Genomic DNA, 25,849 nt, shown 5'->3' on the forward strand with positions numbered 1-25,849 from the left:
CCCAGGGGGCCGGGCGATGACCATCTGATCGCATGCGTCCCGAGCGGCGCCACCGTGGGCCCCGGCCCAGTTGGGCCATTGGCGTATACAGGCCAACCGGCGGGTAACCTGTGCGGGCCGACCCGACCGGGGGCGACGACGATGGGGGTGCCGTGTCCGACGCGCTGGATCCGGACTCCGACGGCGGCCGGGTCTACCGGGCGCTGGTCGGTCACCCCCGTTCGGCCGCCGACGCCCTGACGGACCGGACGGGCCTGAGCGGGGCAGCCGTCCGGGTGGCGCTGGACCGACTCGCCGCCGAGGGAAGCATCGTGACGGCGGACCAGACCGGCCGCACCTGGGAGGCGCTGCCGCCCGCGCAGGTGGTCGACGCGGTGCTGCACCGGGACGCCCTGCGGCACGCCGATCTGCGCTGCGCCGGCGCCGAGTTGGAACGGCTCTACCACTTCGCCAGGACGGAGGAGGGCTGCTACGGCGCCCTCGAGGTGGTCGAGGACACCGCCCGACTGCTGGCCGCCGTCCGGCAGTTGCAGCAGGCCGCCCGGCACCGGGTGCGGGTCATCGACATGCCGCCGTACGTCGGCTCCGCCGAGCACTATCTCCGGCAGGAGGTCCTGCAGCGTGAGCGGATGGCCGCCGGGGTGGGCTATCGGACCGTCTACTACGAGGCCGCCTTCGCGGACCCGGTGGTCGGCCCCAACATGGCGCGGATGATCGAGGCCGGGGAGCAGGCCAGGACGCTGGCCGAGCTGCCGATGAAACTCGTCATCGGGGACGACGACCTGGCGATCGTGACGCTGGACGCCGACCACCGCCCCGGCGTCGTCGCCCTGCTGATCCGGCCGTCCGGCCTGCTCCGGGCGCTGTCCAACGTGTTCGAGATCCTCTGGAAGCTCGCCGTGCCGGTGTCGGCGGCGGGCACCGCCGCACAGATCGACGGCCGCGACCGCCGGATCCTCTCGCTGATGGCCAGCGGCGCCACCGACGACGCGATCGCCCGCCGTCTCGGCCTGGGCCGCCGCACCGTGGTCCGCCGGGTCGCCGCCCTGCAGGCCGGGCTCGGAGCCACCACCCGCTTCCAGGCCGGCGTCCAGGCGGCCCGGCGCGGCTGGCTCTGACCGGGGCCGACGGCCACCGGGGCGCGCCGGGGCGCGTCCGGCGGGAGACTGGGGGAGACCGGGGGGAGCGGCTCGGGGACGCCATCGGGGACGGACGGTGGTTCGGCATGAGTTCTCAGGAGGGCGGCAGGCCCGACGCCGACCGGTTGATCGCCGGCCGCTACCTGTTGCAGGAGCAGCTCGGGCGCGGCGGAATGGGCACCGTCTGGCTGGCCCGGGACACCAAGCTGGAACGCTCGGTGGCGATCAAGGAACTGAGCGTCAGCGGCATCGCCGAGGCCGAGCTGCCCACGCTCAACTCGCGGATGCAGCAGGAGGCCAGAGCGGCCGCGAAGATCAAGCACCCCGGGGTGATCACGGTCTACGACGTGCTGGAACAGGACGGGCGGCCGTGGATCGTGATGGAGCTGATCGACGGCCGTTCGCTGGCCGAGGTGATCGACTCGGAGGGCACCCTGCTCCCGCGCGACGCGGCCCGGGTCGGCGAGCAGGTGCTCGCGGCGCTCGACCAGGCGCACCGGCACGGCGTGCTGCACCGGGACGTCAAGCCGGCCAACGTGCTGCTCGAACGCGGTGGCCGGGCGGTGCTCACCGACTTCGGCATCGCCCTGCTGGAGGGCGCCCCCGGGCTCACCAGGACCGGTGACATCGTCGGATCGCCGGACTACGTCGCCCCGGAGCGGGTCAGCGGCCACCGTCCCGGCCCCGAGTCCGACCTGTGGTCCCTGGGCGCCACCCTGTACGCGGCGGTGGAGGGCCAGTCCCCGTTCCACCGCACCACGACCATGGGCACGCTCCAGGCAGTGATCGCGGACCCGCTCCCGGAGCCCCGGCACGCGGGGGCGCTCGCCCCCGTCATCGAGGCGCTGCTGCGCAAGGACCCGGCCGAACGCCCCACGGCGGAAGAGGCGTTGGGCCTGCTCACGGAGGCCGCCGCATCCGGCGCGTGGGGTGTCGGGCGGACCCAGCCGCACGCCCCGACCCAGACCACCCCGCCGACACCGATCCCGATCCCCGTACCGGTCCCGCCGGTCCCGCCCGTCCCGGCTCCCGTCCCAGGTCCGTCGACCCCGGCGCCGAGCCCGCCGTCCCCGGCCGGGGACGGGCGGCGGCGACGGGCCCTGCTGGTCGTCGGCGGTGCGGTCGGGGCGGCGCTGCTCACCGGTGGCGTGGTCTTCGCGGTGGTCAACAGCGGCTCGCCGGCCCCGACCCCGGCCGCGATCGTCACCTCCTCGGCGGCCGCTTCGCCGGTCTCGCAACCGCCGTCGACCCAACCGCCGACGACCCAGGCCCCGACCACGCAGGCGCCCAGCCCGCAGCCGCCGACCTCCCAACCCCCGGTCAGCACCGCCACCGTGGCCTCGCCGACCACGCTCGGGCAGACCGGGCAGCCGGTGCAGCCCGCGCCCGCCGGATTCCGCTGGGTGGACGATCCGGCCGGCTTCCGGGTCGCGGTCCCGCTGAACTGGACCAGGAGCGAGACCGGCGGCCAGATCGACTACTCGCCCGACGGCGGGCTCCACCTGTTCCGGGTCGGCGTCGGCCCGGGCGCGACGCAGAGCCCCGAGGCGCACTTCCTGGAGCTGGAACTGACCGCCGCCCGGCAGTCCGACTACCAGCGGATCACCCTGCAGTCGAACGTCTACCGGGGCACCGAGGGCGCCCTGTGGGAGTACACCTGGACCGACGCCAAGCGCGGCCCCCGGCACGCGGCCGACCAGGCCTTCGTCGCGCCAAACGGAACCGAGTACGCGGTCTACCTGGCCTCCCCGCCAGGGGACTGGAACACCACGCGGCAGCAGTTCGCCACGGTGCTGAACACTTTCGCGCCTCGCTGAGACCCGGTGTTTCGCAGATTCCGTGTGCAAAGGTGCGTCTACGGTGAATCCGGCGGACAGCGGCGAACCACCCGAGCCGGCGAGGCGTCCCTCTCCTCCGAAGGATGATCGTCACAACGGAGGAGGAAGCAATCGTGGGGACCTTCGAAGGGCGCCCGAGCCGTCGTGCGGTGCTGGCCGTGGGAGCCGGGACGGCGCTGGCCGTCGCGGTGCCGGTGAGCGGGTCGGCCCGGGCGGTCGGCAGCACGTCACCCGGTGCGGACCGGGTGATCCGGGCACTGGCCGAGCTGGAACGGGAACACGGCGCCCGGCTGGGGGTGTTCGGGCGGAACACGGCCACCGGCCGGACGGTGGCCTACCGGGCCGACGAGCTGTTCCCGATCTGTTCGGTGCACAAGACGATCACGGCGGCCGCGGTCCTGCGGGACCTGGACCGGGACGGCGAGTTCCTCGCCAAGCGCATCCGGTACACCGAGCAGGAGGTCAAGGACTCCGGCTACGCCCCGGTCACGGGCACGCCGGAGCACCTGGCGAACGGTATGACCGTCGCCGAACTCTGCGCCGCCACCCTCGACTTCAGTGACAACGCGGCCGACAACCTGCTGCTCCGCGAGCTCGGCGGCCCGACGGCGGTGACCCGCTTCTGCCGGTCCATCGGCGACGGCGTGACGCGGCTCGACCGCTGGGAGCCCGAGCTGAACACCGCCGAACCGGGGCGGGTGACGGACACCACCAGCCCCGCCGCGATCGGGCGGAGCCACGCGAAACTGGTGCTCGGGGACGCGCTCGCGCCACGGGACCGACGGCAGTTGACCGCGTGGCTGCTCGCCAACACCACCAGCGGTGCCCGGTTCCGCGCCGGGCTGCCCGCGGACTGGGCGCTCGCCGACAAGACCGGTACGGGGTCGTACGGCACCACCAACGACGTCGGCATCGCCTGGACCCCGGACCGGCAGCCCGTCGTGCTGGCCGTCCTGTCCACCAAGCCGGACGCCGCCGCCGAGGCGGACGAGCCGCTGGTCGCCCGCACCGCCGCCCTGCTGGCGGCAGCTCTGGCCTGACCCTCCGGCGGTACGGGGACGAGGGCTTCACGCCCGACCCCTGCCCGCAGCCGGTACAGCCCTTCGTCTTCTAGCGCCGGGCTCAGGCCGGCGGGTCCTGGAGGCCGTCGATGCGCAGGCCGGCCAGGCGGACCTGGTACCAGACGTCCGTGGTGGAGCCGTCGCGCCACTTCTCGGTGAGGATCACGGTGCTGTGGCCGGCCCCGCTGCCGGCGTAGGCCACCGACCAGTCGTCGGGGACGTTCTGCGCGCGGAACACCGGGTCCGCCTGGTGGTCGTCGGCCCACCGGTCGAGTTCGGTGTTCAGACCGGGCGTCAGGAACTCCTGCCGTACCTCGGTCGGGTCCTGGTTCGGGTTCTGCCCGAGGACCGCGTCCCGGTACTGGCCGAAGAACGCGTTCACCTGCTTCTCGGCCCTGGTCTGAAGGCCCGCCTGTGCCTGCGAGGGGGCGGACAGCAGCGCGGAGCCGGTCAGCAGAGCGGTCGTGCACGCGGTGACCACGGCACCGCGCAGCTTCGTGGAGTGGGACATCGACTCTCCTCCATGATCGTCGGCACTGACGGGGCGTCAGGCCGTCCGCGCGTAGTGAATCATCCGTAGGGGAACCATCCGTGCAGGCGCACGCGGAGCGGTCGGTTCTGCCGCGCGGCGGTGGCCGTCGGGCAGGGCGCGCGGCGCGGTCGCCCGGCGTCGGGGCGCGGCGCGTTGCACTCGCTGGGCCCGGCGGCGCGTGGCAGGGTGCACAGAGTGGCGGGCCCCATCCCCAAGGCCGCCACCAGGAGGGACGACCCCGTTGGACACCCTGCCGCAGCCCGTGCTCAGCCCGCTGACCGCCGCCTCGCTCTTCCTCGTGCTCACCGTCGACCCCGGCGGCGAACCGGTGGTCCGCGAGCTGCTCGCCGACCTGGCGGGGCTGCAACGGGCGGTCGGGTTCGGGCACCCGGACGGCCGGCTCAGCGTCGTCGCGGGGATCGGTTCGACGGTCTGGGACCGTCTGGTCGACGGGCCGCGGCCGGCGGAGCTGCACCCGTTCGAGGAACTGCACGGCGACCGTCACCACGCCCCGGCCACGCCGGGCGACCTGCTGTTCCACGTCCGGGCCACCCGGCAGGACCTCTGCTTCGCCCTCGGTGCGGAGATCATGACCCGGCTGCGGGGCTCGGTCGCGGTCGCCGACGAGGTCACCGGTTTCAGCTGTCTGGACCAGCGTGACCTGCTCGGTTTCGTCGACGGCACCGAGAACCCGGTCGGGCCGGACGCCGCCGACGCCGTGCTGATCGGCGGCGAGGACCCGGACTTCGCCGGGGGCTGCTACGTGGTCGTGCAGAAGTACCTGCACGACCTCGACGCCTGGAACCGGCTCCCCGTCGAACAGCAGGAACAGATCATCGGCCGCCGCAAGCTCGGCAACACCGAGACCGGCACCCCCGGCTCGCACGTCGCCCTGAACACCATCACCGACCCGGACGGCACCGAACGGAAGATCCTCCGCGACAACATGCCCTTCGGCAGTCCCGGCAGGTCCGAGTTCGGCACCTACTTCATCGGCTACGCGCGCACGCCCGCCGTCACCGAGGAGATGCTCCGGCACATGTTCCTCGGCGACGGCCCCACCAGTCACGACCGGATCCTCGACTTCTCCACGGCGGTCACCGGGACGCTGTTCTTCGTGCCCCCGGCCGGCTTCCTGGAGGACCTGTCCCGGGAGGACGAGCTGCCGAGCACGGCCGAGGGAACGGTCGGTGCGACCTGAGAGACCGTCAGGCGCCGTAGCAGTCCACCCGATGCCGTCAGCCCGTCCACCAGCCGAACCCCGGGAGCAGCAATGAGCAGCGGACCCGCACCGATCAGCGCCGAGGCCCGCCGGGCCCTGGAACAGGAACTCGCCGACCTGCGCGCCGAACGCGGGGCGGTCGCCGAGACCCTGGGGAGCACCGACCCGGTGGGCGATCCGGCCGATCAGGCGGACGAGCTGCAACGGGCCACCGAGGTGGCCCGGCTGGACTCGCGGATCGACGAGATCACCGCGCGGCTGCGGGACAGCGCCGAGGCCGGGCCGCCGCGTACCGACGTGGTCGGGGTCGGCAGCACCGTCACCGTACGGTTCCCCGACGAGGGCGTGCAGACCGTCCTGATCGGTGAGGTCGCGGTCGGCTCGGCGCACACCCTGGTCACCGCCGACAGTCCGCTCGGACTGGCCCTGCTCGGCCGCCGGGCCGGCGACGCGGTGAGCTGGCAGGCCCCCGACGGACCGGCGACGGCGGTCGTGGTCTCGATCGGGGACGGCGAGTAGCAGGCCCGGGCGCTGCGTGATCGGCCGACAGCTCCGCCCTGCTTGCCGGTGCCCGCCCCGGGGAATCGCCTTGCGCCGCCCTGTCAGTTTCCGGTAGGAACTTACCTGTTGAAGTGAGTTCCTAATCAAAACTGACTGGAGCCCCGCACTTGCCCGCCCCTTCCGCGCCCGCACTCTCGGCCCAGAGAACCGCTCCCGTCCCGGCCCCCTCCACCGCCTTCTGGCGCTACTGGGCCGCATCCACCGTCAGCAACACCGGCAGCGCGGTCACGGTGATCGCCCTCCCGCTGATCGCGCTCACCGTCCTCGACGCGACCGCGCTGCAGGTCACGCTGCTGGCGGCGGCCGGGCAGATCTCCTGGCTGCTGCTCAGCCTGCCCGCCGGAGTGGTCGCCCAGCGCATCGAACTCCGCCGCCTCCAGGTCACCCTGGACCTGCTCCGGTTCGTCGCCCTCGGCTCGATCCCGCTCGCCTGGTGGCTGGGGAGCCTCGGCTACCCGCACCTGCTCCTCGCCGCCCTCGTCACCGGCGCGGCCACCGTCCTCTACGACATCGCCAACTCGACCTTCCTGCCGGCCGTCGTCCCGTCCGGGCAACTCACCGCCCGCAACAGCCTGATGTCGGGAACGCACGCGGTCACCCAGACCGCAGGCCCCTCGGCCGGCGGGCTCCTGGTCCAGGCGGCCGGCCCGGTCGGCGCGCTGCTCGCCGACGCCGCCAGCTACCTGACCTCCGCGCTGGTGCTGCGCACCCTGCCCGCCACCCGGCCGGCCGAGCGCCCGAAGGAGGGCACGGCACGGCTGATCGCCGAGGGCTGGCGCTACGTCACCCGGCACCCCGTGATGCTGCCCTGCATGCTGTGGGCCACCGCCGCCAACTTCGCCTGCGCGGGCTTCGCCGCTCTCACCCCGCTCTACCTGGTCCGCGAGGCGGGGCTGCCGCCGGCCCTGCTCGGCCTCGTCCTCGCGGCGGACGGCCTCGGGGCGCTGGCCGGCGCTGCCCTGGCCCCGTGGGTCTCCCGCCGGTTCGGGACCGCCCGGGTGCTGCTCGCGAGCACGGTCACCAGCGCCCTGTTCCTGTTCCTGGTGCCGCTGACCACGGACACCGGCACCGTGTACTGGTTCGCCCTGGGCAGCTTCGGCTTCGGGCTCGGCATCGTCATCGGCTCGATCACCACCCGCACCCACCGCCAGACCGACTCCCCGCCCGAACTGCTCTCCCGGGTGATGGCCACCGTCCGCTTCGTCTCCTGGGGAGTCCAACCGCTCGGCGCCCTGACCGCAGGCGCCCTGGCGACGGCCGCCGACCCGCGCACCGCCCTCTGGGCGATCTGCGCCACCGCACTGCTCCCACCGGTCGTGCTGCTCATCAGCCCCGTCGCCCGCCGCCGCGACCTGTCCTGACGACCCGCCACCCGGACCACGACGGCTGGACGGCGAGCCCCGTGACCATCCTGGCGGGGATGCGGTGACCGCCCACCCCGGTGGTCCGGTCGGCCGCGCTCGACGTGGGCCTCGGCGCACTCGGCCGCGAGCCCCGGGGTGGTCGTCGGGTAGTCGATCCGAGAACGCATCACCTCAGCGGCGCTCCGTCGGTTCTGATGCGAGCACCGACATCGAGGCGCCGAGGAGGGCGAGGGAGTCGGCGTCCGTGCTGCCCGGTTCGGCGGTGCCGATCAAGAGGTGCTGACCGGGGGTGCTCTGGACGTCGAAGGACTGGTAGGTGAGGGTGAACCGGCCCACGGCCGGATGGTTGAAGGTCTTGGGTCTGAGGCCGAGTGAACTGACGCCGTGACCGCGCCACATCTGCTCGAACTCGTCGCTGCCGCTGAGCAGTTCCCTGATCGTGGCGGTCATCCGGGAATCGTCCGGATGCTGTCCGGCAGCCAGGCGCAGGGCTTCGACCGAGCATTCCGCGATGCTGTGCCAGTCCGCGTAGAGCGTTCGGGCCGCGGGGTCCAGGAAGAGGGAGCGCAGTACTTGGCGGCGGTCTGCCAGGGGTGAGAGAAGCGCATCGGCCAAGGCGTTGGCCGCGAGCACTTCGAGGCGGCGGTTGACGACGTACGCGACCGCGGACGGGAAGCCCTCCATGAGCCGGAGCAGGGCCGGGGCCACTTCGTCCGACTCGTCGGCGGCCTCGGCCGTCGGGAGGAGGCGGGCGAGGCGGTAGGCGTGCCAGTGGGCGTCGGCGTTCAGGCGGAGGGCTCGCGAGATGGCGTCGACGACCTGCCCGGAGGGGTTGCGTTCGCGCCCCTGTTCCAGCCGGGTGTAGTAGTCGGCGCTGACTCCGGCCAGCACGGCGACCTCCTCGCGCCGGAGCCCGGCGACCCTGCGGTGTCCGTAGGTCGGCAGGCCCACTTCCTCGGGTTTCAGGAGGGACCGCCTGGCTTGGAGGAATTCGCCGAGTTCGTACCCGCTCATGCCTCGATCGTACGCGGCGGGTTCCTGGGAGTGGCGCACCCAGGAAGCTCCGCCCTGCCTGCCCGGGGCGATCGCCTCCAGGATCAGAGTCTGGGTGGACGAGCACCCGGTCCGGCCTCCGCCGGCTGCAGCGAAGGGGTTCTCATGACCGTTCCGTCCGTTCCGGTGGGCAAGGTCGTACCGATCACCGGGGCGAGTAGTGGGATCGGTGAGGCGGCGGCTCGGTGGCCGGCCGCGTCGGGGCACCGGGTGATGCCGCTCTCGCTGCTCGACCAAGGAGACCGGGCATGGTGACGAAGCATCAGGTGGAGGCGTGGGTCGAGGCGTACGTGCAGGCGTGGACCTCCAACAGCCGGAAGGACATCGCTGCGCTCTTCACCCCGGCGGCGGAGTACCACGAGTGGCCGTACGTGACCGACTGGGTGGGTCGCGAGGCGATCGTCCAGGGGTGGCTGGGCCGGGCCGGCTGGCAGGAAGGGGGCTGGACCTTCGAGTGGTCCCTGCTCGCGATCAACGGGGACACTGCGGCGATCGAAGGCACCGGGCGCTACACGGAGTTGGGCACCTTCGCCAACCTGTGGACGGTGACTTTCGGCGGTCGCGGCAAATGCGCGGTGTTCCGGATGTGGAACAACGAGGTCTGACGCCCGGTGCGCGCCGACGTCCGCAGGGCCAAACGGAAACGGTCGTTGGCGTAATGCCTCCCCGGGTGCTAGCGTCGCATTGAAACGAAAACGTTCGTTTCTCTTTGATGTGGCGGGCCTCCTGAGGCCTTCGCGGGGCCCGCACCCCGAGGAGGCGTCATGCCTGCGTCGCGCATCTCCACCCCCCTGCCGCTCCGCACCGACGTTCTGATCGTCGGCGCCGGGCCGGTGGGACTGACCCTGGCCGTGAGCCTGCGGCAGCTTGGCGTGGACCACGTTCTGATCGACCGGGACGGCGGGCCCCGGACCGGGAGCAGGGCGGCGGCGATTCAGCCCCGCTCGCTCGAGTACCTGGAACGGATCGGCGTCGCCGAGCGGCTCCTGGCGGCGGGGGAGCGGGGGCAGGGGTTCCGCGTCCACGACCGGGAGCGCACGTTGTTGCACGCCTCCTACGCGGGCCTGGACACGCCCTACCCCTACGTCCTGCTCGCCTCCCAGCAGACGACGGAGGAGCACCTGCTCCGACGCCTGGGGGAGCTCGGTGGCGGGGTGCACCGCGGCCACAGGTTCCTCGGCTTCACCCCCGACTTTCCCGGGGTCACCGCCGTGATCGCCGGTCCGGACGGCTTGTTGCGATCGGTCTCCGCGCGCTACCTGGTGGGCTGCGACGGTCTGCGCAGCGCCGTGCGGACAGCTGCCGCGATCGGCTTTCCCGGCGAGGCCCCGGAGCAGTTGTTCGCCCTGGCCGACGTCCGCCTGGACGCCGGTGCGAGCGGCCTCGGGGCGGCCGACACCACCTTCTTCCTTTCCTCCGCCGGGATGCTGCTCCTCTCTCCGCTCGCCGACGGGCAGCACCGCATGGTGACTCCCGCCGCGCCGGGGTCGGCCGCGCCCCGCGCCGTGGACATCGAGCGGCTGCTCTCCGAACGTGGGCCGACGGAAGCACGGATCCGAGTGGCTGCGGTGATGAACGCCTCCACGTACCGCGTCCAGGAACGGGTCGCGGAGCGGTTCCGCTCCGGCCCGGTGTTCCTGGCCGGGGACGCCGCGCACACCCACAGCCCGGCCGGCGGCCAGGGCATGAACGCCGGCATCCAGGACGCCGGCAACCTGGCCTGGAAGCTGCACGCCGTCCTCACCGGCGCAGCCCCCGCCGAACTGCTGGACAGCTACCACGACGAACGGCACCCGGTCGCATCCGAACTGGTCGCCTTCACCAGCCGGTTCGCCAAGATCGCCACCCTCCGGGACCCGGCCGCCGGGCAACGCCGCAACGACCTCCTCGCCGCAGCCGCGGCCACGTCGGGGATCGTCGGCTGGGTCGCCGCCAAACTCGCCCAGCTCGACATCAGCTACGCACGGGAACCCGACCGCGGCTCCCCGCGCGTGGGGGACCGGATCTCGCCTCTGGCAGTCCGGCAAGCGGGCTTGCGCTGGACGCTGGCCCTGCCCGGGCGGAGCGGACCGAAGGACGGGCGGCAGTGGGACACCGTCCTGTCCGTGTGCCACGCACCGGGGCTACGAACTCCCCTGCTGGTGCGCCCCGACGGCTACCTCGCCGCGCACGGCGTACCGGCCGAACCGGCCCAGGTTCTCGGTCAGTTGGCCCAGTACCTGCCCCTGCCCGCTCCGTCCGCCCGATGACCCGGCTGTTCAAAGGAGACAAGGACATGTCGACTTCTGCTTCCGTCCCCACCCTCATCCGCAACGTCGCCGTCTTCGACGGCACCGCGCTCCACGCACCCCGGGACGTCCTCATCGACGGTTCCGTGATCGCCGCCGTCGGCCTCGCCCTCGGTACACCGGCCGGAGCAACAGTCGTCGACGGCCGCGGCCGCACCCTGCTGCCCGGGCTGATCGACGCCCACACCCACACGGGCGACACCGAACAGCTGCGGCGGGCACTCCTCTTCGGGATCACCACCGAGCTCGACATGGGTGGTACGCCCTCGGTCGCCCGCGCGGTGCGGGAGGCCGCGCGCGAGCGCGACGACCTGGCCGACCTGCGCATCGCGACCACCGGAGCCACCGCCCCCGGCGGCCACCCGAGCCAGTTGGTCGAACTCGGCCTGATGGAGCCCTTCCCCACCCTCGCCGGTCCCGAGGACGCAGACGCCTTCGTGGCGGCGCGGGTCGCCGACGGGGCGGACCATCTCAAGATCTTCATCGAGGACGGCACCGCGATCGGGACACCGATGCCCGTGATGTCCCCCGAGACGATCCGTGCGCTGGTCCGGGCCGCACACGAGCGGGGTCTGCGCACCGCCGCCCACACCCTCACCCGCCGCTCCGCCCGGCTCGCGATCGACTGCGGCGTCGACGGCCTCGCCCACGCCCCCGCCGACGGGCCTTCCGACGACGCCCTCGTGGAAGACGCCGCGGCCCGGGGTGTGTTCGTGATCCCCACCCTGGCCTCACTGACCGGCATGACCGACAACCCGGCCGAGTACGCCCTCATCGACGACCCGAGGTTGCGGCCCTACGCCGACCCCCGGTGGCTCAAGGAGATCGAGCGCATGCGCGCCGACGGCCCGGGCGGAGTGCGGGTGGGACCGGTCTCGGTCGACGCCCGGTACGCGGCCGACGTCGCACTACGGATGTTCCGGGCCGGGGTGCCCCTGCTGGTCGGCACCGACGGCACGGGTGGCGAGGGCCACCCCACCACGCACGGCATCAGCTACCACGGTGAGTTGGCCCTCCTCGTCGCGGCCGGACTCACCCCGGCCCAGGCCCTCACCGCCGCGACCGCGGCCCCCGCCGACGCCTTCGGCCTCCACGACCGCGGGCGCATCGCCGCCGGACTGCGCGCCGACCTCCTGCTGGTGGAGGGAAACCCCCTCACCGACATCACCGCGGTACGGGACGTCGCCGGCCTGTGGCGGCGCGGCGTCCCCGTCGACCGCACCGCCGCCCTCCTCGCGGACGGGCTGGTCTGACCATGAGCACCCCGACGACCACGTCGAAGGCCCCGGCACACCAGGGCCTCCACCACCTCAAACTGTGCGTCAGCGACCTTGAGCGCAGCGCCCGTTGGTACGGATCGGTGCTGGGCGCCCACCGCGTCACCGAGCTCGACCACCGCCGCCCCGACGGCACCCTGTTCTCGGTCGTCCTCGACGTGCCCCACCTGCCCTGCCGGCTGGAGCTGCGCCTGGACCCGGCGACAGCCCGTGCCCTGGACGGGAACGAGCTCCTCACCCTGGCCGTCGAGGACCGCGCCGCCGTGGACGAATGGATCGCGCACCTGGACGGCCTGGGGGTCCGCCACTCACCGCCGGTCGTCGCGATGGTGGGCTGGGTGCTGGTCGTCCCCGACCCGGACGGCCTACGCCTGCGGTTCTACACGAGCGAGCCCCACGGGCTCGACCCCTCGCGCGTCGAGTACGACTCCTCCTGGCTGAGCACCGGCACGTCAGCTGGTCCAGGAGGCCGAGCCCAGGGATGACAGACCGGCGATGAGGTGCTCGGCGGACACGGGCGCCACCAGGTGTCGGCCGACGAGAAGTCCCGGCATGAGCGCCATCAGGACCGTCGCGATCCCCCGGGGATCGGCGTCCCCGGGGACCTGGCCCTCCTCGCACCACCGCCGGGCCAGCTCCTCCAACTGCCCTTGTACGCCGAGGTAGAAGGCCCGGGTGCGTTCCTCCAGGCCCGGCCTGCGCAGGGCCTCCCCCCACGACTGGATGGCGATCCGCGTGAGGTCGTACTCCGACTGCGCGTCCCGATCCCGAACCTCACCCACCATCGCCGCCAGCACCTCGGCGGGTGACGCGGTGGGACGCTGGGCCAGCAGTCCGTCGAACAGGCTCCGCACCAGGGTCATGGCCTCGTCCGCGGCCGCGTCGATGAGGTCGTCCTTGCTCCGGAAGTACCGGTAGACGGCGCTGGAGGACATGCCGGTGGCGGCGATCACGTCGTCCATGGACGTGGCGTGGAAGCCGTTGGCGGAGAAGCAGGTCCAGGCGCTGGTGAGGATGTGACGGCGCCGCTCTTCCCGGCGCTCGTCCGTGAGGCGAGGCATCCCCCCACCCTAAACGAGAACGGTGGTTTCCGTTCGAGACATGCGAGCGGGCGACCCCGCGTCGGATCGGCCACCGGAGCGGCCCCGCGTCCGGGCTACGGGGCACACAGTTCGCCCAGTTCGTTGGCGTCCCGCTGGAGGGCCCGGGTGCCCGGGCTGCCCCAGGGGTGGCTGTCGAGGAAGTGCTGGGCTGCGGCGCGCACAGCCTGCCAGCCGTTGGCGTTCGTGGGGGCACCGGCGCTGTTCAGGTCCGCCGTCGGGTCTCCGGGTCGAACTCGGCGGCGTCGTAGGACCGCGGGTTCAGAATCACCGGCTGAAGCATGCGGAACCACCTGTTTCGTTGCGTGGCCGGGATTCGCCCGGCCGGCCTGGACTCTCGCGCACCCTTTGCGGACGTTGGAGGATTCACGCCTGCTGTCCCTGCTGCCTACCGTGGTGAGGCAGGACATCGAGCACCACCTCGGGGATTCACAGGCAGGAGCAGGACGATGCGCAAGCAACTGATCGCGGCCACGATGACCGCACTGTTCGTGGTCGGCGGGCTGGCGGCGGCCCCCGGTAGCCTCGCCGCGCCGTCGGCGGCACCGGCCGCCACGCACGCCGTGGCGACCGGCCGGACCTCCCACTCCACGTCCCACGACACCCTCGTGCCGCTCATCTGCTCCCGGGCCTGCCACTGACCCCGCCCGCAGGAGGACGGCTTCGCCCGGCCCTGCCCGGACACCTTCCGGGGAGGGCCGCCGGGGTCGCCACTCGGCGGCGACCGCGTTCCCCCGTCCGGGTGGAACGCGGCGCGACCCCGGGATCCGCTCATGAGCACGACCTCCTGCCAATGAGGACCGGCCGTACGGCCGCCGACGGCGCCGGTCCCGGACGCGGTCCGCCCGGTGAAGCGCCGCCCGACTCATCGTGACGGGTGATCAGGACCAGGTGAATGCTTGCCCGTTCGCGCGACTTGCGCGAGAGTCCGCCCATGCCCGCACCGCTCTCCGCACCCCTCCCCACGCCTGCCGCCTGGGGAGATCCCATCACCGAGACCCTCGAACTCACGGACGCGCGCTGCGCCTTGTCCCGCGGACTCATCGCCGCCGGGGACTGGGCGCTGGCCTTTCCGGCGCCGGGTCGACTCAAGATCCAGGCCGTGATGCAGGGTGTCGTCTGGCTGGTGATAGAGGGTGTCGAGCACCCCGTCCGCCTGGAGGCCGGCGACATCGCCGTCTTCGCCGGTGACCGCCGGTACACCCTGGCGAGTGACCCGGCCGTGCCGCCGATCGACGCGCTGCCCGTGCTCCGGGCGACCACCGAGACCTTCTTCCACGCCGGGGACGAAGGGCGGGACGCCGTCACGATCGGCGGCCACATCGACCTCAACACCACCGGCAAGGACCTCCTGCTGAGCGCCCTTCCGCCCTTGATGCACGTCAGCGCCACCACGGCCGAGGCACCTGCGGCCTGCTGGCTCATGGACCAGACGCTCCACGAAATGCGGTCGGACGCCCCCGGGGCCGCCTTCGCGGCGGAACACCTGGCCCAGCTGCTCTTCGTACAGGTCCTGCGCGTCTTCCTGACCGACGCGAACGCCGACGCCTACCCGGTGGGCTGGCTGCGCGCCCTCGCCGACGACCGCGTCGCCCCCGCCCTGCGCCTCATGCACGCGGACCCGGCCCGCCCCTGGACCCTGACCGAACTCGCCCGCGCGACGGCCATGTCCCGCACCAGCTTCGCCCAGCGCTTCAAGGAGGTCGCGGGCGTCCCGCCCCTCACCTACCTGTGCACCTGGCGCATGCGCCTGGCCCAGCACACCCTCCGCCGGGCGGACACCCCCGTGGCGGCCATCGCCTCCGCCCTGGGCTACGGCTCCGAGAGCGCCTTCAGCAGCGCCTTCAAACGCACCACCGGAGTGGCCCCGCGGCACTACCGGGAGGCCGCTCGGGCGAGCTGAGAGGGCAGGCCGAGCCGACCGCCGGCGTCCTGCGGCCACTGCGCGACCCGGGCACGGCCGAACTCGACGACAAGCAGGTGCAGGTGACCTCTGCGGGGTGGGAGGCGTGCGGCAGCGCGCCCGGCTCAGGTCGCGGCGTCGCGGCGCCGGTCGGGGGTGAGGAGGTAGGCGATCGCCATCTCGCCGAGCTCGTCGGCGTACCGGCGCCTGGCCGCTTCGCCGGTGGCGGCATCGGGGCGTACGGAGTTGTGGAAGCAGGCGCCGAGGATGGCGCGGGCCGCGGTGTCGAGAGCCTGCCGGGGTTCGGAGCGGCGGATCTGGTCGGTGTAGGGGGCCGCGGCTTCGAGCAGGAGGCGGTGGAGTTCGGTGATGGTACGGGCCCCGCGGTCCAGTGACCTGGTCCCCCGCGTACGCAGCAGCACGGGGAAGAGGCCACTGCTGTCGGCGAAGGACTGCAGCAGGGCGTGCGCGTAGGCGTCCATGACACCCGAGAGCGAGGGCTCGGCCGCACGCAGTTGCCCGGCCACGTAGTCCTCGCGGCGCTCCAGCATCCGCTCGGTCAGGGCGGTGATCAGCTGCTCTCTGTCCTCGAAGCGGCGGTAGATCGTCCCGACGGCGACGCCGGCACGCTGGGCGACACCGGCGATCGTCATCTTCTCCAGGCCGGAATCGGAGGCGATCTCCTCGGCTGCCTGCAGGACCCGGGCCAGGGTCGCGGCGCTTCGGGCCTGCTGGGGTTCCCGGTAGGTCGCTGGGCGCTGCGGCTCCTCGGTCATGCCCCGCATGGTATCCGCAGCGCCCTCAACTGGATCTCTTGACAACCGGTGCACTCCTCGGCGTAACCTCTCAATGCGAACGTGAATTCACATTCGCATCCTATCGGAGGTTCGACCATGCCCGACAACCAGACCACTCCGCCCGTCACCGTGACCCTTGAGGCCGGACCCGCCGGCGCCGGGAGCATCGACGACTTCGAGCTCTTCTACGCCCGCCGCGCCGTCGACCGCTTCCGGACGCTGCTGGGCCGCCAAGGGCTCCTCGACCTCCTGGCCGCGGACATCGAGACGGGCAACGCCTTCCTGCGCGAGAGCGCCCTCGCCTCCGATGGTGCCTTCAAGGGGGGCACCACCGTGCTCGCGGCGAAGGGGCTGACCTCGGGTGAGTTCCTGGCCTGGATGGACGGGGCCTTCGCCGGTGACGAGAAGCCGCTTCTCGCGGCGCACCCCGAGCACTACGTGATGGGCACCGACGAGATCGGCGCGCGGGTGGTGGAGAACATCGGCCCGCACGTCGCCGACTTCTACATGGGCGGCTGGGGCACCGACGCGCTGGACTGGGCCAAGGACGCGGCCGAACTCCTCCCGGAGTCGGAGTTCCCGCGCAAGATGTCCTCGAACCTCTTCCTGGCCGATGGCACCGTCGTCGGGCGGGCACTGATCCAGTTCGGCGACACCACCGACGGCTTCACCGCGAACCTGACGGTCTACTTCCCCGTCACCTGCCCGGACGAGGTCCTGGAGCACCACCTGCGGCACTACGCCGTCGAGTTCAGGAACTGGATCGTCGCCGCCGCGGCCGCCCGCGCCTGACACACCCTGCCGCAGGACGAGCAGAGCCCTCTTCGCATCCTCCGAAGAGAAGAAACGAAAGACCCATGATGTCAAAGCACCCCCTGTCCGCCACCGGACGCAAGCTGACCCTGGTCGTCCTCGGCCTGGCAGCCCTGATCACCACCATGCTGTGCGCCTTCGCGCTGCCCTCGCTCCACAGCGGCCCGCACCGCGTCCCCATCGGCGTCGCCGGTCCCGAAGAGGCCACGAAGACCCTCCGACAGAGCACCGACGGCGACGCCTGGGACATCCGCAGCTACCCGACGACCGAAGCACTCCAGGCCGCGGTCAAGGACCGGGACGTATCCGGCGGCCTCGCCGTCACCGGCCACCAGGTCGACATCTACACGGCCACCGCCGGCGGCCCCTCCGCCACCGGCGCCCTCACCGCGCTGGGCCACAGCGTCGCCACCCAGCAGTCCACCCGGGCCACCGTCCACGACCTGGTGCCCTTCACCGAGAACGACCCCCGCGGCGCCGGAGTGACCGCCGCGCTCCTGCCCATGATCTTCGGCGGCATCTTCCCCGCCCTCATCCTCAGCAGCGCCTTCCCGGGCCACCGCGGACTGCGCACCCGCGTCGCCGGGGCCCTCCTGTTCTCCGTCGTGGCGGGCGCCGCCATCGCCGCCGTCCTCCAGTTCGCCACGCACTCCGTCGACGGGAACTACTGGCTCACCGCGGCCGGCCTCGTCCTCGGCACCGCCGCCCTGTCCACCACCCTCCTCGGCCTCCAGGCCCTCCTCGGGATGGCCGGCTTCGCCCTCGGCGGCGCGCTCATGATGCTCCTGGGCAACCCGCTCTCCGGCCTTGCCACCGGACCCCACTGGCTCCCCACCGGCTGGGCCACCCTCGGTCAGCTCCTCCCCCCGGGCGCCTCCGGCAGCCTCCTACGCGCCAACGCCTTCTTCGACGGCTCCGGCGCCGGACTGCCGGCCCTCACCCTGGCCGTCTGGGCCGGCATCGGCATCACCCTCGCGCTTCTTGCCGACCGGCGCGGCAGGCGCCCCGCCACCGCTCGCTCCGAAGCAGCAACCGCCTGACACCGTCAGATCGACGAGCGAACGCCCAGCCCGCCGTCCGGCACTGCTGTGCGGGAGCCCGGTCACGGCCCACCGATGTGGCGGACTCTCGCGCAGGAAGCCCGGACGGTTGCGCATTCCGGCCTGACAGCGGGCAAACCTAGCCTGGTTCTCTGTGGGCAACGGCAACCGGCCAACGGGCCGCCGGAGTGCCCGCTCGCCCCGCCACCACCGCGTCGGCGCCTTCGAACCGCTGCGGGAACGCGCAACCCCTGAGGACGAGAACGTGACTACGGACGCCCCCGCTCACCTGCCGCCCCGAACGGTCACCACCGCTCCCGGGTGCCTGCCCCTGGTGGGGCACTCGCTTGCCCTGCTGCGCGACCCGATCGGCGTACTGCAGTCGATCCGGCCCCTGAGCGACCTGGTGGAGATCCGGCTCGGCACCCTGTCCGTGTACGCCGTGAACTCGCCCGCGCTCCTGCGGGAGATGCTCGTGACGGACGCGGTCTCCTACCAGAAGGGCCGCTACTTCCAGAAGTCCCGCCCCTTCCTGGGCAACGGACTGCCCAACTCCGAGGGCGACTTCCACCGCCGCCAACGCCGCCTGATGATCCCCGCCTTCCACCGCGAGAAGCTCAACTCCTACACCGGCGTCATGCGCCTGAGCGCCACCACCTACTCCGAGGCCTGGACACCGGACAGCACGATCGACGTGGCCTCCGAGATGTACGCGATCGGCAGCGAGGCCGTGGCCAAGGCCCTCTTCGGCAGCGCCCTGGGCAACGAGGAGGTACGCCTCATCCGGCGCTGGCTGCCCACCTACGTCCACGAGCTGATGCGCCGTGTCGTCTCACCCGTCGACTGGCTCGACCGCCTCCCCACCCCCGGAAACCGCCGCTTCCGGGAATCGGGCACCCAGTTGCGCAAGGTCGTCGACCGGCTGATCCGCGAGCGCCTCGACGACGGAGAACCCCGCGCGGACCTCCTCGGCATGCTGATGGCCGCCCGCGACGCCGATACGGGCGAGCCGATGAGCCCGGACCAGCTCCACGACGAGGTCATGACCGTCATGGCCGCCGGGATCGAGACCGCCTCGACCAGCCTGACCTGGCTCTTCCACGAGGTCGGCTCCCGGCCCGACATCGAGCGCAGGCTGCACGCCGAGCTCGACGAGGTCCTCGGATCGAGGCCCGTCACCTTCGAGGACCTGCCGAAGCTCGTCCTCACCCAGAACCTGGTCAGGGAGACCCTCCGGCTGCGCAGCCCGGCCTGGATCCTGATGCGCCAGCCCGCCCGCCCCGGCGTCGTCCTCGGCGGAGTGGAGATCCCCGCCGGGACCGAGCTCCTGTTCAGCCCGCTCACCATCCACCGCGACCCCGGCCTCTACCCGGACCCGATGGAGTTCGACCCGGACCGGTGGCTGACCGCCGACCCGCGCGGCTGGGCCTTCCTGCCGTTCGGCGCCGGGCCTCGCAAGTGCATCGGCGACCACTTCGCCCTCACCGAGATGGCTACGGTCGTCGCCACCGTCGCCGCCCGCTGGCGGCTGGTCCCGCTCTCCGAGCGGCCGCCGCGCGAGGTGCCCGGCGCCGTACTGGTCCCGAGCCTGTTGCAGATGTCCCCGCAGCCCCGCGCCGCGCAGACCCGCAGCGGCGGCACCCGGAGCGACGCCGGCCTCCAGCTCCCGTTCCCCGCGCGGATCAGCCCCGACGCCGCACGCGCGGCCGCCGAACACCTCCAGTGGCCGCGGTCCTTCGGCCTGCTCCCCACCGACACGGCCGCCGAGCGCCACGCCCGTGGCCACTACGCCGAACTCGCGGCCCGCTTCCACCCGGCCGCGACCGGCCCGGACCTGGCCCTGGGCGTCGACCAGATGAGCTGGTTCTTCTGCTTCGACGACGCCTTCGACGGCCCGGCCGGCCACCACCCCGAGCAGGCCCGTACCGTGGTCGACGCGGTCGCCGACACCCTGGACCAGCCCCCCGCCCCCGACGCTCCACCGCTCGCCCGCGCCTTCCACGACCTCTGGCTGCGCAGCCGCGAGGGCATGTCACCGCCCTGGTGCGAGCGGGCCGCCACCCACTGGCGGGCGTACCTCTACGGGCACGTCCAGGAAGCCGCCAACCGGCACTCCGGCACCCCACTGACCGTGGACGAGTACCTGCGGCTGCGCCGCGACACCATCGGCGTACAGCCCACGCTCGACCTCGCCGAGCGGATCGGCCACTACGAACTGCACGCCGACCTCTTCACCTCGGACACCGTGGCCGCCCTGCGCACCCTGGCGGCCGAGATCGACTCCCTCCACAACGACCTCTACTCGCTGGCCAAGGAGGACGCCGGTTCGGACCCGCACAACCTGCTGCTGATCCTCCGGCGCGCGAACGGGGCCGAGCACGACGCCTGCGCCGGCGTGATCGGCATGCTGCACGCCCGCATCGCCCGCTTCCGCGACCTCGAAGGCGAACTGCGCACCCTCGACGGCACGGCGCACCTCGGCGCCCACGACCGTAAGGCCCTGGACCGCTACCTCCGCGACGCCCTGCACACGGTCATGCGTGGCCCCTACGACTGGGCCCCACGATCCGGGCGCTACGGCACCGGCCCGGAGTGACCACGGGGTCGGTCCCGAAGCCCGCAAGTACGTAGCTCAACTGGCCCTGTCCACAGGCTCGTTATGAATCCATCCGAGGTGCGGTCGACGAGTCGGGGAGTCCGCTCACCCGAGGTCGAAGACGGCCGTCACCGGTGCGTGGTCGGACCAGCGCTCGGCGTGGGAGGCCGCGCGCTCGACGTACGCCTCGACGCAGCCGGCTGCGAGCCTCTGACTGGCCATCAGATAGTCGATCCGCCAGCCGGTGTCGTTGTCGAAGGCGCGGCCGCGGTAGGACCACCAGGAGTACGGGCCCTCCTGGTCGGGGTGCAGGGTGCGGACCACGTCGACGTAGCCGACCTCGTCGAGGACGCGGGTGAGCCAGGCGCGTTCCTCGGGGAGGAAGCCGGCGCTCTTCTGGTTGGCCTTCCAGTTCTTCAGGTCGGCCTCGCGGTGGGCGATGTTCCAGTCGCCGCAGACGACCACCTCGCGGCCCTCGGCCTCGGCCCGCTTGCGGAGGTCGGCGAGGTGCACCAGGAACTCGGCCATGAAGCGTTCCTTCTCGTCCTGGCGCTCGGTGCCGACTTCACCCGAGGGAAGGTAGAGACTGGCCACCGTCAGACCCGGCAGGTCGATTTCGACATACCTGCCCGAAATGTCGAATTCGGCCGAACCAAAGCCGATCGCGGTCCGGGTGGGCTGTTCGCGGGAGAGGATCGCCACGCCCGCCCGGCCCTTGCTGGCGGACGGCGCCCAGACGGCGTGCCAGTCGGTCAAGTCGCGCAGCTCGGCCGGAAGTTGGTCATGCTCGGAGCGGACCTCCTGTAGGCAGATCACGTCCGCCTCGGTGGCCGACAGCCACTCCAGCAGGCCCTTCTTGGCGGCCGCCCTGATGCCGTTCACATTCACCGTCGTCACGATCGTCACCCGGGAAGGGTATCGGGCCCACCTTCAGGCGTGACGCAGGCCGGGTGGATTCGCATCGTGAACGACCTGTGAAGCCTTGTTCCAACCTCGTCAAGCGACGCCATTGGTCTTGACCATCTCGGCGGCCACCCCCTAGGGTCCTTACTGCAAAGACCTTTAATAAAGAAGGACGGATAAAGCCCGCCCCTCCCACCTGCCGGAACATCGGGCGTGGGGCCGGCCCGGCGTCCTTCAGGGTGGAGGACACGGTGGGGCAGGGACAGCTCGCGGCAGTACCGGAGCCGAAGTACTGGCACCTGCGTACGGTGCTGGTGCGCACCATCGACGCGGAGTTCTCCACCGGCCAGATCCTGCCCAACGAGCGGGAGTTGGCCTCGCGCTTCGGCGTGGCCCGGGCCACCCTGCGGCAGGCGCTCGACCAGCTGGAGCTGGAAGGGCGGCTGGTCCGCCGGCGCGGCATCGGCACCCTGATCGCCGCCCCCCGGGTCGGCGTCCCGGTCAGCCGGCGCGAGGAGGGGTGGCCCGGTGCCGCCCGCAGCCAGTCCTGGCGGAGCGTCGACTGCGTGAGCTCCCCGGCCTCGGCCCAGATCGCGCTGGCGCTCGGCATCGCGCCGGGGGAGACGGTGCACACCGTCCGCCGCCTGCGGCTGGTGCAGGGTCAGATCATGGCCACCGAGTCGCTGCACGTGCCGGATGCGGTGCTGCCGCAGCTGCCCGCCGTCCCGCGGGTGGTCGGCGGCGAGACCGAGCCGGCCCGTTCGGTGCTCCGTCAGCTGGAGCGGCTCGGCATCGACGGCGAGTCCCGCTCGGTCGAGCTCGGTGTCGCCGAGGCCGACCAGGCCGCGCTGCTGGAGCGTCCGCCGGGCACCCCGGTGCTGATCGTCACCACCCAGTACGCCTCGGCCGGCCGCCTGGTCGCCGTCGCCGTCTCCACCTACCGGGCCGACACCTGCAAGCTCACCTTCGGCGAGACCGGCCTGGTCGAGGTCACCCCCGTCGAGGCCCAGCAGCCGGTCGGCGCCGCCTCCTGACCACCTGGCGAAGCCCCCGACCCGCGGCGAATTCCACGGGTCGGGGGCTTCGTCGTGGCCGGCCCGGACCGCCCCGGCGGGGGCGGGTCAGCGCGCCGAGGCGCCGGGGGAGTCGACGGCGAAGAGCTGCTCCTCGACGGTGTCCAGGGCGATCCGCAGCGCGCCCATCGCCACCACCTCCTCGCCCAGGGCGGCGAGCGCCACCTCTGGTGCCCGGAGGCAGTACAGCTCCAGCTGCTCGCGCAGCGGTTCCAACACGCCGTCAAGTCCGGCCGCCCAGCCGCCGACCACCACGATCTCCGGGTCGAGGGCCAGCACCAGCGCGGCGACGTCGTGCACCAGCCGCCGAAGGAAGCGGTCCATCGCGACCTGGGCCACCTGGTCGCCCTCGCGGGCCAGGCGCAGCACCCGGGCGACAGCGGCCTCGTCCAGCGGGTCGAGCGGTTTGCCGGTGGTGGAGAGCAGCCGCTCGGGGGTGGCCTCCTGGCCGAGCAGGTGCAGCGCGCCGATCTCGCCGGCCGCGCCGCCGAAGCCCCGGTGCAGCCGTCCGTTGATCAGTGAACCGGCGCCGGGGCTGAGCCCGGCCATCACGAAGACCAGGTCGCCCTTGCCGACCGCGGCGCCCTGCCAGTGTTCGGCGATGGCGGCCAGGTTGGCGTCGTTCTCGATGATCACGGGGCAGCGGAACGAACGGCGCAGCCGGGCGCCGAGGTCGAGGCCGGTCCAGCCGGGCATCGCGGTGCCGAGCCGGACGGTGCCCTCGCGGTCGACGATGCCGGGGCTGCCGACCGCGACCGCCCAGAGGCTGTCCCGGGAGACGCCGGCCTTGCGGAGCACCTCGGCGACGGTGGTGCGGGCCAGGGTGAGCCGCTCCTCCGGATCGAGGGTCTCGGCCGCCGACCTGGCGTGGCTGCCCAGCACCCGGCCGGTCAGGTCGGCCAGGATGACCCGGATCTCGTGCACCCCGATCTCGATGCCGAGGATGTGCCCGGCCTCCGCCCGGAACCTGAACCAGCGGGCGGGGCGGCCGCGCTGACGGCCGTTGTCCTGGGACTGCTCGACCTCGGCGACGAGTCCGGCCTCGATCAGGCCCTCGATCACGCCTTCGACGGTCGGCCGGGAGAGACCGGTGTCGCCCACCAACTGGGTGAGGGTGACCGCCTGTCCGTCCCGGAGCGCCCGCAGGGTCACCGCGGCGTTGATCCGACGCAGCAGCGAGGAGTCTCCTCCGGTGAGCCGATCCGCCAAGTCGCTGCCCTTCCGCAGATTCGCGCGACAGCACTGGCGCGCGTACCGAGTGCGCGAGACCAGCCTGCGTGCCCCCGCGTGATGAGCCGACCGGGTTGCGCGACACGGGGTACGGGCGCCGGAGGGCGTGAGCCGGATGCTACTCGGCGGCCCCCCGAGTCGCGAGCATTTCCGCAGCTCATCACCGGTTCGGTATGAAAACGGTACGTAGCCCCGCCGGTCGGGGGGCCTCTCCTCGCCAACCGGACGGGCATGTTCCGCACCGGACCGGCCGCCCGCCGAAGCGTGGGAACCGGGGATGACTCCCGGTGCACTAGGGTCGCCCCACAGTGACAAACATGGAGGCGGACCAGGTGTTGAGCACGCAGATCGGCGTCACGGACTTCGTGAGCGCGAACACCTCCGTCGGCCCGGTCCCTTTCGTCCCTGAAGTGCGGCTGCACCTGGCCCCCGAGGCGATCGCCCTGTGGGAGCGGATGGAGGAGAGCAGCGGTCGGTCCGACACCGCTCCGCCGTTCTGGGCCTTCGCCTGGGCCGGCGGCGTCGCCGTCGCGCGGTACGTGCTGGACCACCCGGAGGTGGTGGCGGGCCGTACGGTGCTGGACATCGCGGCCGGGTCGGGACTGGTCGCGGTGGCTGCCGCGAAGGCCGGTGCCCGCGCTGTCCGCGCGGTCGAGATCGACCCGTACGCCGTCGGGGCGATCGAGTTGAACGCCCGGGCCAACGCGGTGGCGGTCCAGGCGGACTGTGCGGACCTGCTGGACGGTGACGGTGCGCCGGCGGACGTGGTGCTGGCCGGCGACGTGTTCTACGAGCGCGCGATGGCCGCCCGCTTCCTGCCGTTCCTCGAACGGGCCCGCCGACGTGGAGCCGTGGTCCTGGTGGGCGACCCGGGGCGGGCCTACCTGCCGGCGGACCGGTTCCAGGCGGTGGCGCGCTACGACGTGCCGGTCTCCGCCGACCTGGAGGACCGGCCGATGAAGCCCACCACGGTGTGGCAGCTGCTCTCCTGACCACGCCGGGCCCGGAAGCACCGGAAGCACCGGCGGCCGCCTGGTGGTCGAGTGCTCAACGCGCCGTCAGCGGCTTGGTCCAGCGGCGCCAGCGGTCCTCGCGTTCGTACCCTGCGGCGGCCCAGGCATGGTGGGCGCGCCGGTTGTCCTCCAGGACCATGGCGTCGCCCCGGCGGCCCCCGAGGGCGACGAAGCGGTCCTCGGCGGCGGCCAGCAGTGCCTTCGAGATGCCCTGCCGCCGGTGCGAGGGCAGCACCGCGAGCCGGTAGAGCGAGGCCCGCCAGCCGTCCCAGCCGGCGATCACGGTGCCGACCACCAGCCCGTCCAGCTCCGCCACGATCAGGGCCTCGGGGTCACGCTCGATCAGCCGCGCGACGCCGGCCTCGTCGTCCGTGATGCTGGTGCCCTCGGCGGCGCGGGACCAGAAGGCCAGCAGGCCGGGCACCTCGGAGGGGACGGCGGGGCGGATGGTGATGTTGTCCATGGCGTCATGTTCTAGCAGCGGGCGGCCACTTCGGCCGAGCAGGTTTCTCACTCCGCGAGACGGGACGCCGGGGACGCCGGACGCTCGCGCCGCAGGAGGGCGGTGGTGGCGGTCAGGGCGTGTGGAACAGCACTTCGGGAACGTCCGCCGACGGGCCGTCCAGGATCGGCTGCGGGCGGCCCTTGAGGTGCAGGTCGAGGAAGGCGCCGACGTAACGCCTGGTCAGCTCGGCGGAACGGGCGCCGGTCGGTGGGGAGGCGTCGGTTCATGCCTCCGAATCCAGGGTGGGTCGACTGACGGTACGTCAGCTCGGCGGAGGAGCGAGGTCATGCGCGGGGAGGAGGGTCTCCGTCCGCCTGTGGGTGGACCCCGGGCCCCGCCGCCGGACCGGATCAGGCGGTACTCCCCGTGCTGAGCCGGGCGGGTGAATCCTGACGGCACCCGGGTGACCCTCCGACCACCCGCAAGGGCTCTCCCGGTGTGCTCGGGAGCAGGGATTCGCTTACGCACCAAGGCCGGTGGAGGCGGGCCGGGTGCCTTGAGCGGGTGTCTGCGGTGACCCGTCCGACGTGGTCAGATTCCT

The 25,849-nt window shown here is 72.6% G+C and carries 24 protein-coding genes; 17 read left to right on the forward strand and 7 right to left on the reverse strand.

The window, feature by feature from the left end:
* Positions 1 to 152: 152 nt before the first annotated feature.
* The 3 genes from OHV05_RS31995 (at position 153) to bla (ending at position 4,017) form a co-directional block, all read left to right on the forward strand.
* Entirely contained in the window at positions 153 to 1,118 is a 966-nt protein-coding gene (locus OHV05_RS31995; RefSeq protein WP_405020800.1) for a hypothetical protein, read from the forward strand.
* A 107-nt stretch (positions 1,119 to 1,225) separates the two neighbouring features.
* A complete protein-coding gene (locus OHV05_RS32000; RefSeq protein WP_405020801.1) occupies positions 1,226 to 2,956 on the forward strand; it encodes a serine/threonine-protein kinase in 1,731 nt (576 codons plus the stop codon).
* A gap of 104 nt (positions 2,957 to 3,060) precedes the next feature.
* Positions 3,061 to 4,017 (forward strand): class A beta-lactamase, encoded by a 957-nt coding sequence (gene bla / locus OHV05_RS32005; protein ID WP_405020802.1) that lies wholly within the window; start codon positions 3,061 to 3,063, stop codon positions 4,015 to 4,017.
* Positions 4,018 to 4,099: 82 nt separating this feature from the next.
* Here the strand turns inward: bla and OHV05_RS32010 are convergent, their stop codons facing one another.
* Positions 4,100 to 4,549, reverse strand: a complete 450-nt coding sequence (locus OHV05_RS32010; RefSeq protein WP_405020803.1) for a hypothetical protein — start codon at positions 4,547 to 4,549, stop codon at positions 4,100 to 4,102.
* Positions 4,550 to 4,811: 262 nt separating this feature from the next.
* Between OHV05_RS32010 and OHV05_RS32015 the strand changes: the two genes are divergently transcribed.
* The 3 genes from OHV05_RS32015 (at position 4,812) to OHV05_RS32025 (ending at position 7,714) form a co-directional block, all read left to right on the forward strand.
* Positions 4,812 to 5,771, forward strand: a complete 960-nt coding sequence (locus OHV05_RS32015; RefSeq protein ID WP_405020804.1) for a Dyp-type peroxidase — start codon at positions 4,812 to 4,814, stop codon at positions 5,769 to 5,771.
* A gap of 72 nt (positions 5,772 to 5,843) precedes the next feature.
* Positions 5,844 to 6,311 (forward strand): GreA/GreB family elongation factor, encoded by a 468-nt coding sequence (locus OHV05_RS32020; RefSeq protein ID WP_405020805.1) that lies wholly within the window; start codon positions 5,844 to 5,846, stop codon positions 6,309 to 6,311.
* A gap of 149 nt (positions 6,312 to 6,460) precedes the next feature.
* The gene (locus OHV05_RS32025) at positions 6,461 to 7,714 is read left to right on the forward strand and encodes an MFS transporter (protein ID WP_405020806.1); all 1,254 of its coding nucleotides are present in this window, start codon (positions 6,461 to 6,463) and stop codon (positions 7,712 to 7,714) included.
* 174 nt (positions 7,715 to 7,888) lie between these two features.
* Here the strand turns inward: OHV05_RS32025 and OHV05_RS32030 are convergent, their stop codons facing one another.
* Positions 7,889 to 8,731, reverse strand: coding sequence for a helix-turn-helix domain-containing protein (locus OHV05_RS32030; RefSeq protein ID WP_405020807.1), 843 nt, complete (start codon positions 8,729 to 8,731; stop codon positions 7,889 to 7,891).
* A 287-nt stretch (positions 8,732 to 9,018) separates the two neighbouring features.
* Here OHV05_RS32030 and OHV05_RS32035 point away from each other — a divergent pair, with 287 nt between their 5' ends.
* The 4 genes from OHV05_RS32035 to OHV05_RS32050 all read left to right on the forward strand — a co-directional run bounded on the left by OHV05_RS32035 (position 9,019) and on the right by OHV05_RS32050 (position 12,820).
* Positions 9,019 to 9,375: a nuclear transport factor 2 family protein gene (locus OHV05_RS32035; protein WP_405020808.1), complete on the forward strand. Its 357-nt coding sequence runs from the start codon at positions 9,019 to 9,021 to the stop codon at positions 9,373 to 9,375.
* Between the two features lie 159 nt (positions 9,376 to 9,534).
* Entirely contained in the window at positions 9,535 to 11,019 is a 1,485-nt protein-coding gene (locus tag OHV05_RS32040) for an FAD-dependent monooxygenase (protein WP_405020809.1), read from the forward strand.
* Positions 11,020 to 11,045: 26 nt separating this feature from the next.
* Positions 11,046 to 12,311: an amidohydrolase family protein gene (locus OHV05_RS32045; RefSeq protein WP_405020810.1), complete on the forward strand. Its 1,266-nt coding sequence runs from the start codon at positions 11,046 to 11,048 to the stop codon at positions 12,309 to 12,311.
* Positions 12,312 to 12,313: 2 nt separating this feature from the next.
* Positions 12,314 to 12,820: a VOC family protein gene (locus tag OHV05_RS32050; RefSeq protein ID WP_405020811.1), complete on the forward strand. Its 507-nt coding sequence runs from the start codon at positions 12,314 to 12,316 to the stop codon at positions 12,818 to 12,820.
* On the opposite strand, the gene OHV05_RS32055 is transcribed toward OHV05_RS32050, so the two are convergent.
* Positions 12,788 to 13,396 carry a TetR/AcrR family transcriptional regulator gene (locus OHV05_RS32055; protein WP_405020812.1) on the reverse strand — a complete coding sequence of 203 codons (609 nt, stop codon included), beginning with the start codon at positions 13,394 to 13,396 and terminating at the stop codon, positions 12,788 to 12,790. The genes OHV05_RS32050 and OHV05_RS32055 overlap by 33 nt on opposite strands.
* A gap of 488 nt (positions 13,397 to 13,884) precedes the next feature.
* Between OHV05_RS32055 and OHV05_RS32060 the strand changes: the two genes are divergently transcribed.
* Positions 13,885 to 14,076 carry a hypothetical protein gene (locus tag OHV05_RS32060; protein WP_405020813.1) on the forward strand — a complete coding sequence of 64 codons (192 nt, stop codon included), beginning with the start codon at positions 13,885 to 13,887 and terminating at the stop codon, positions 14,074 to 14,076.
* Between the two features lie 293 nt (positions 14,077 to 14,369).
* Entirely contained in the window at positions 14,370 to 15,338 is a 969-nt protein-coding gene (locus tag OHV05_RS32065; RefSeq protein WP_405020814.1) for an AraC family transcriptional regulator, read from the forward strand.
* A gap of 125 nt (positions 15,339 to 15,463) precedes the next feature.
* On the opposite strand, the gene OHV05_RS32070 is transcribed toward OHV05_RS32065, so the two are convergent.
* A complete protein-coding gene (locus tag OHV05_RS32070) occupies positions 15,464 to 16,114 on the reverse strand; it encodes a TetR/AcrR family transcriptional regulator (RefSeq protein ID WP_405020815.1) in 651 nt (216 codons plus the stop codon).
* A 117-nt stretch (positions 16,115 to 16,231) separates the two neighbouring features.
* On the opposite strand from OHV05_RS32070, the gene OHV05_RS32075 reads away from it, so the two are divergent.
* The 3 genes from OHV05_RS32075 (at position 16,232) to OHV05_RS32085 (ending at position 20,584) form a co-directional block, all read left to right on the forward strand.
* Entirely contained in the window at positions 16,232 to 16,927 is a 696-nt protein-coding gene (locus tag OHV05_RS32075; protein ID WP_405020816.1) for a hypothetical protein, read from the forward strand.
* A gap of 68 nt (positions 16,928 to 16,995) precedes the next feature.
* Positions 16,996 to 17,988 carry a hypothetical protein gene (locus tag OHV05_RS32080; protein ID WP_405020817.1) on the forward strand — a complete coding sequence of 331 codons (993 nt, stop codon included), beginning with the start codon at positions 16,996 to 16,998 and terminating at the stop codon, positions 17,986 to 17,988.
* Between the two features lie 265 nt (positions 17,989 to 18,253).
* Complete coding sequence (locus tag OHV05_RS32085) at positions 18,254 to 20,584, forward strand: cytochrome P450 (protein WP_405020818.1); 2,331 nt, start codon at positions 18,254 to 18,256, stop codon at positions 20,582 to 20,584.
* Positions 20,585 to 20,689: 105 nt separating this feature from the next.
* Here OHV05_RS32085 and OHV05_RS32090 read toward each other — a convergent pair whose 3' ends face one another.
* The gene (locus OHV05_RS32090) at positions 20,690 to 21,490 is read right to left on the reverse strand and encodes an exodeoxyribonuclease III (protein ID WP_405020819.1); all 801 of its coding nucleotides are present in this window, start codon (positions 21,488 to 21,490) and stop codon (positions 20,690 to 20,692) included.
* A 248-nt stretch (positions 21,491 to 21,738) separates the two neighbouring features.
* Here OHV05_RS32090 and OHV05_RS32095 point away from each other — a divergent pair, with 248 nt between their 5' ends.
* On the forward strand, positions 21,739 to 22,521 hold the full coding sequence (locus tag OHV05_RS32095; protein WP_403030637.1) for a GntR family transcriptional regulator: 783 nt from the start codon (positions 21,739 to 21,741) through the stop codon (positions 22,519 to 22,521).
* Between the two features lie 87 nt (positions 22,522 to 22,608).
* Here OHV05_RS32095 and OHV05_RS32100 read toward each other — a convergent pair whose 3' ends face one another.
* Positions 22,609 to 23,769 carry an ROK family protein gene (locus OHV05_RS32100; protein ID WP_405020820.1) on the reverse strand — a complete coding sequence of 387 codons (1,161 nt, stop codon included), beginning with the start codon at positions 23,767 to 23,769 and terminating at the stop codon, positions 22,609 to 22,611.
* 338 nt (positions 23,770 to 24,107) lie between these two features.
* Here OHV05_RS32100 and OHV05_RS32105 point away from each other — a divergent pair, with 338 nt between their 5' ends.
* The gene (locus OHV05_RS32105; RefSeq protein WP_405020821.1) at positions 24,108 to 24,782 is read left to right on the forward strand and encodes a class I SAM-dependent methyltransferase; all 675 of its coding nucleotides are present in this window, start codon (positions 24,108 to 24,110) and stop codon (positions 24,780 to 24,782) included.
* A 55-nt stretch (positions 24,783 to 24,837) separates the two neighbouring features.
* On the opposite strand, the gene OHV05_RS32110 is transcribed toward OHV05_RS32105, so the two are convergent.
* Positions 24,838 to 25,266, reverse strand: a complete 429-nt coding sequence (locus OHV05_RS32110; RefSeq protein ID WP_405020822.1) for a GNAT family N-acetyltransferase — start codon at positions 25,264 to 25,266, stop codon at positions 24,838 to 24,840.
* Positions 25,267 to 25,849: the final 583 nt, after the last annotated feature.

It is taken from the genome of Kitasatospora sp. NBC_00070 (assembly GCF_045041205.1).
In the GTDB taxonomy this organism is placed as follows: domain Bacteria; phylum Actinomycetota; class Actinomycetes; order Streptomycetales; family Streptomycetaceae; genus Kitasatospora.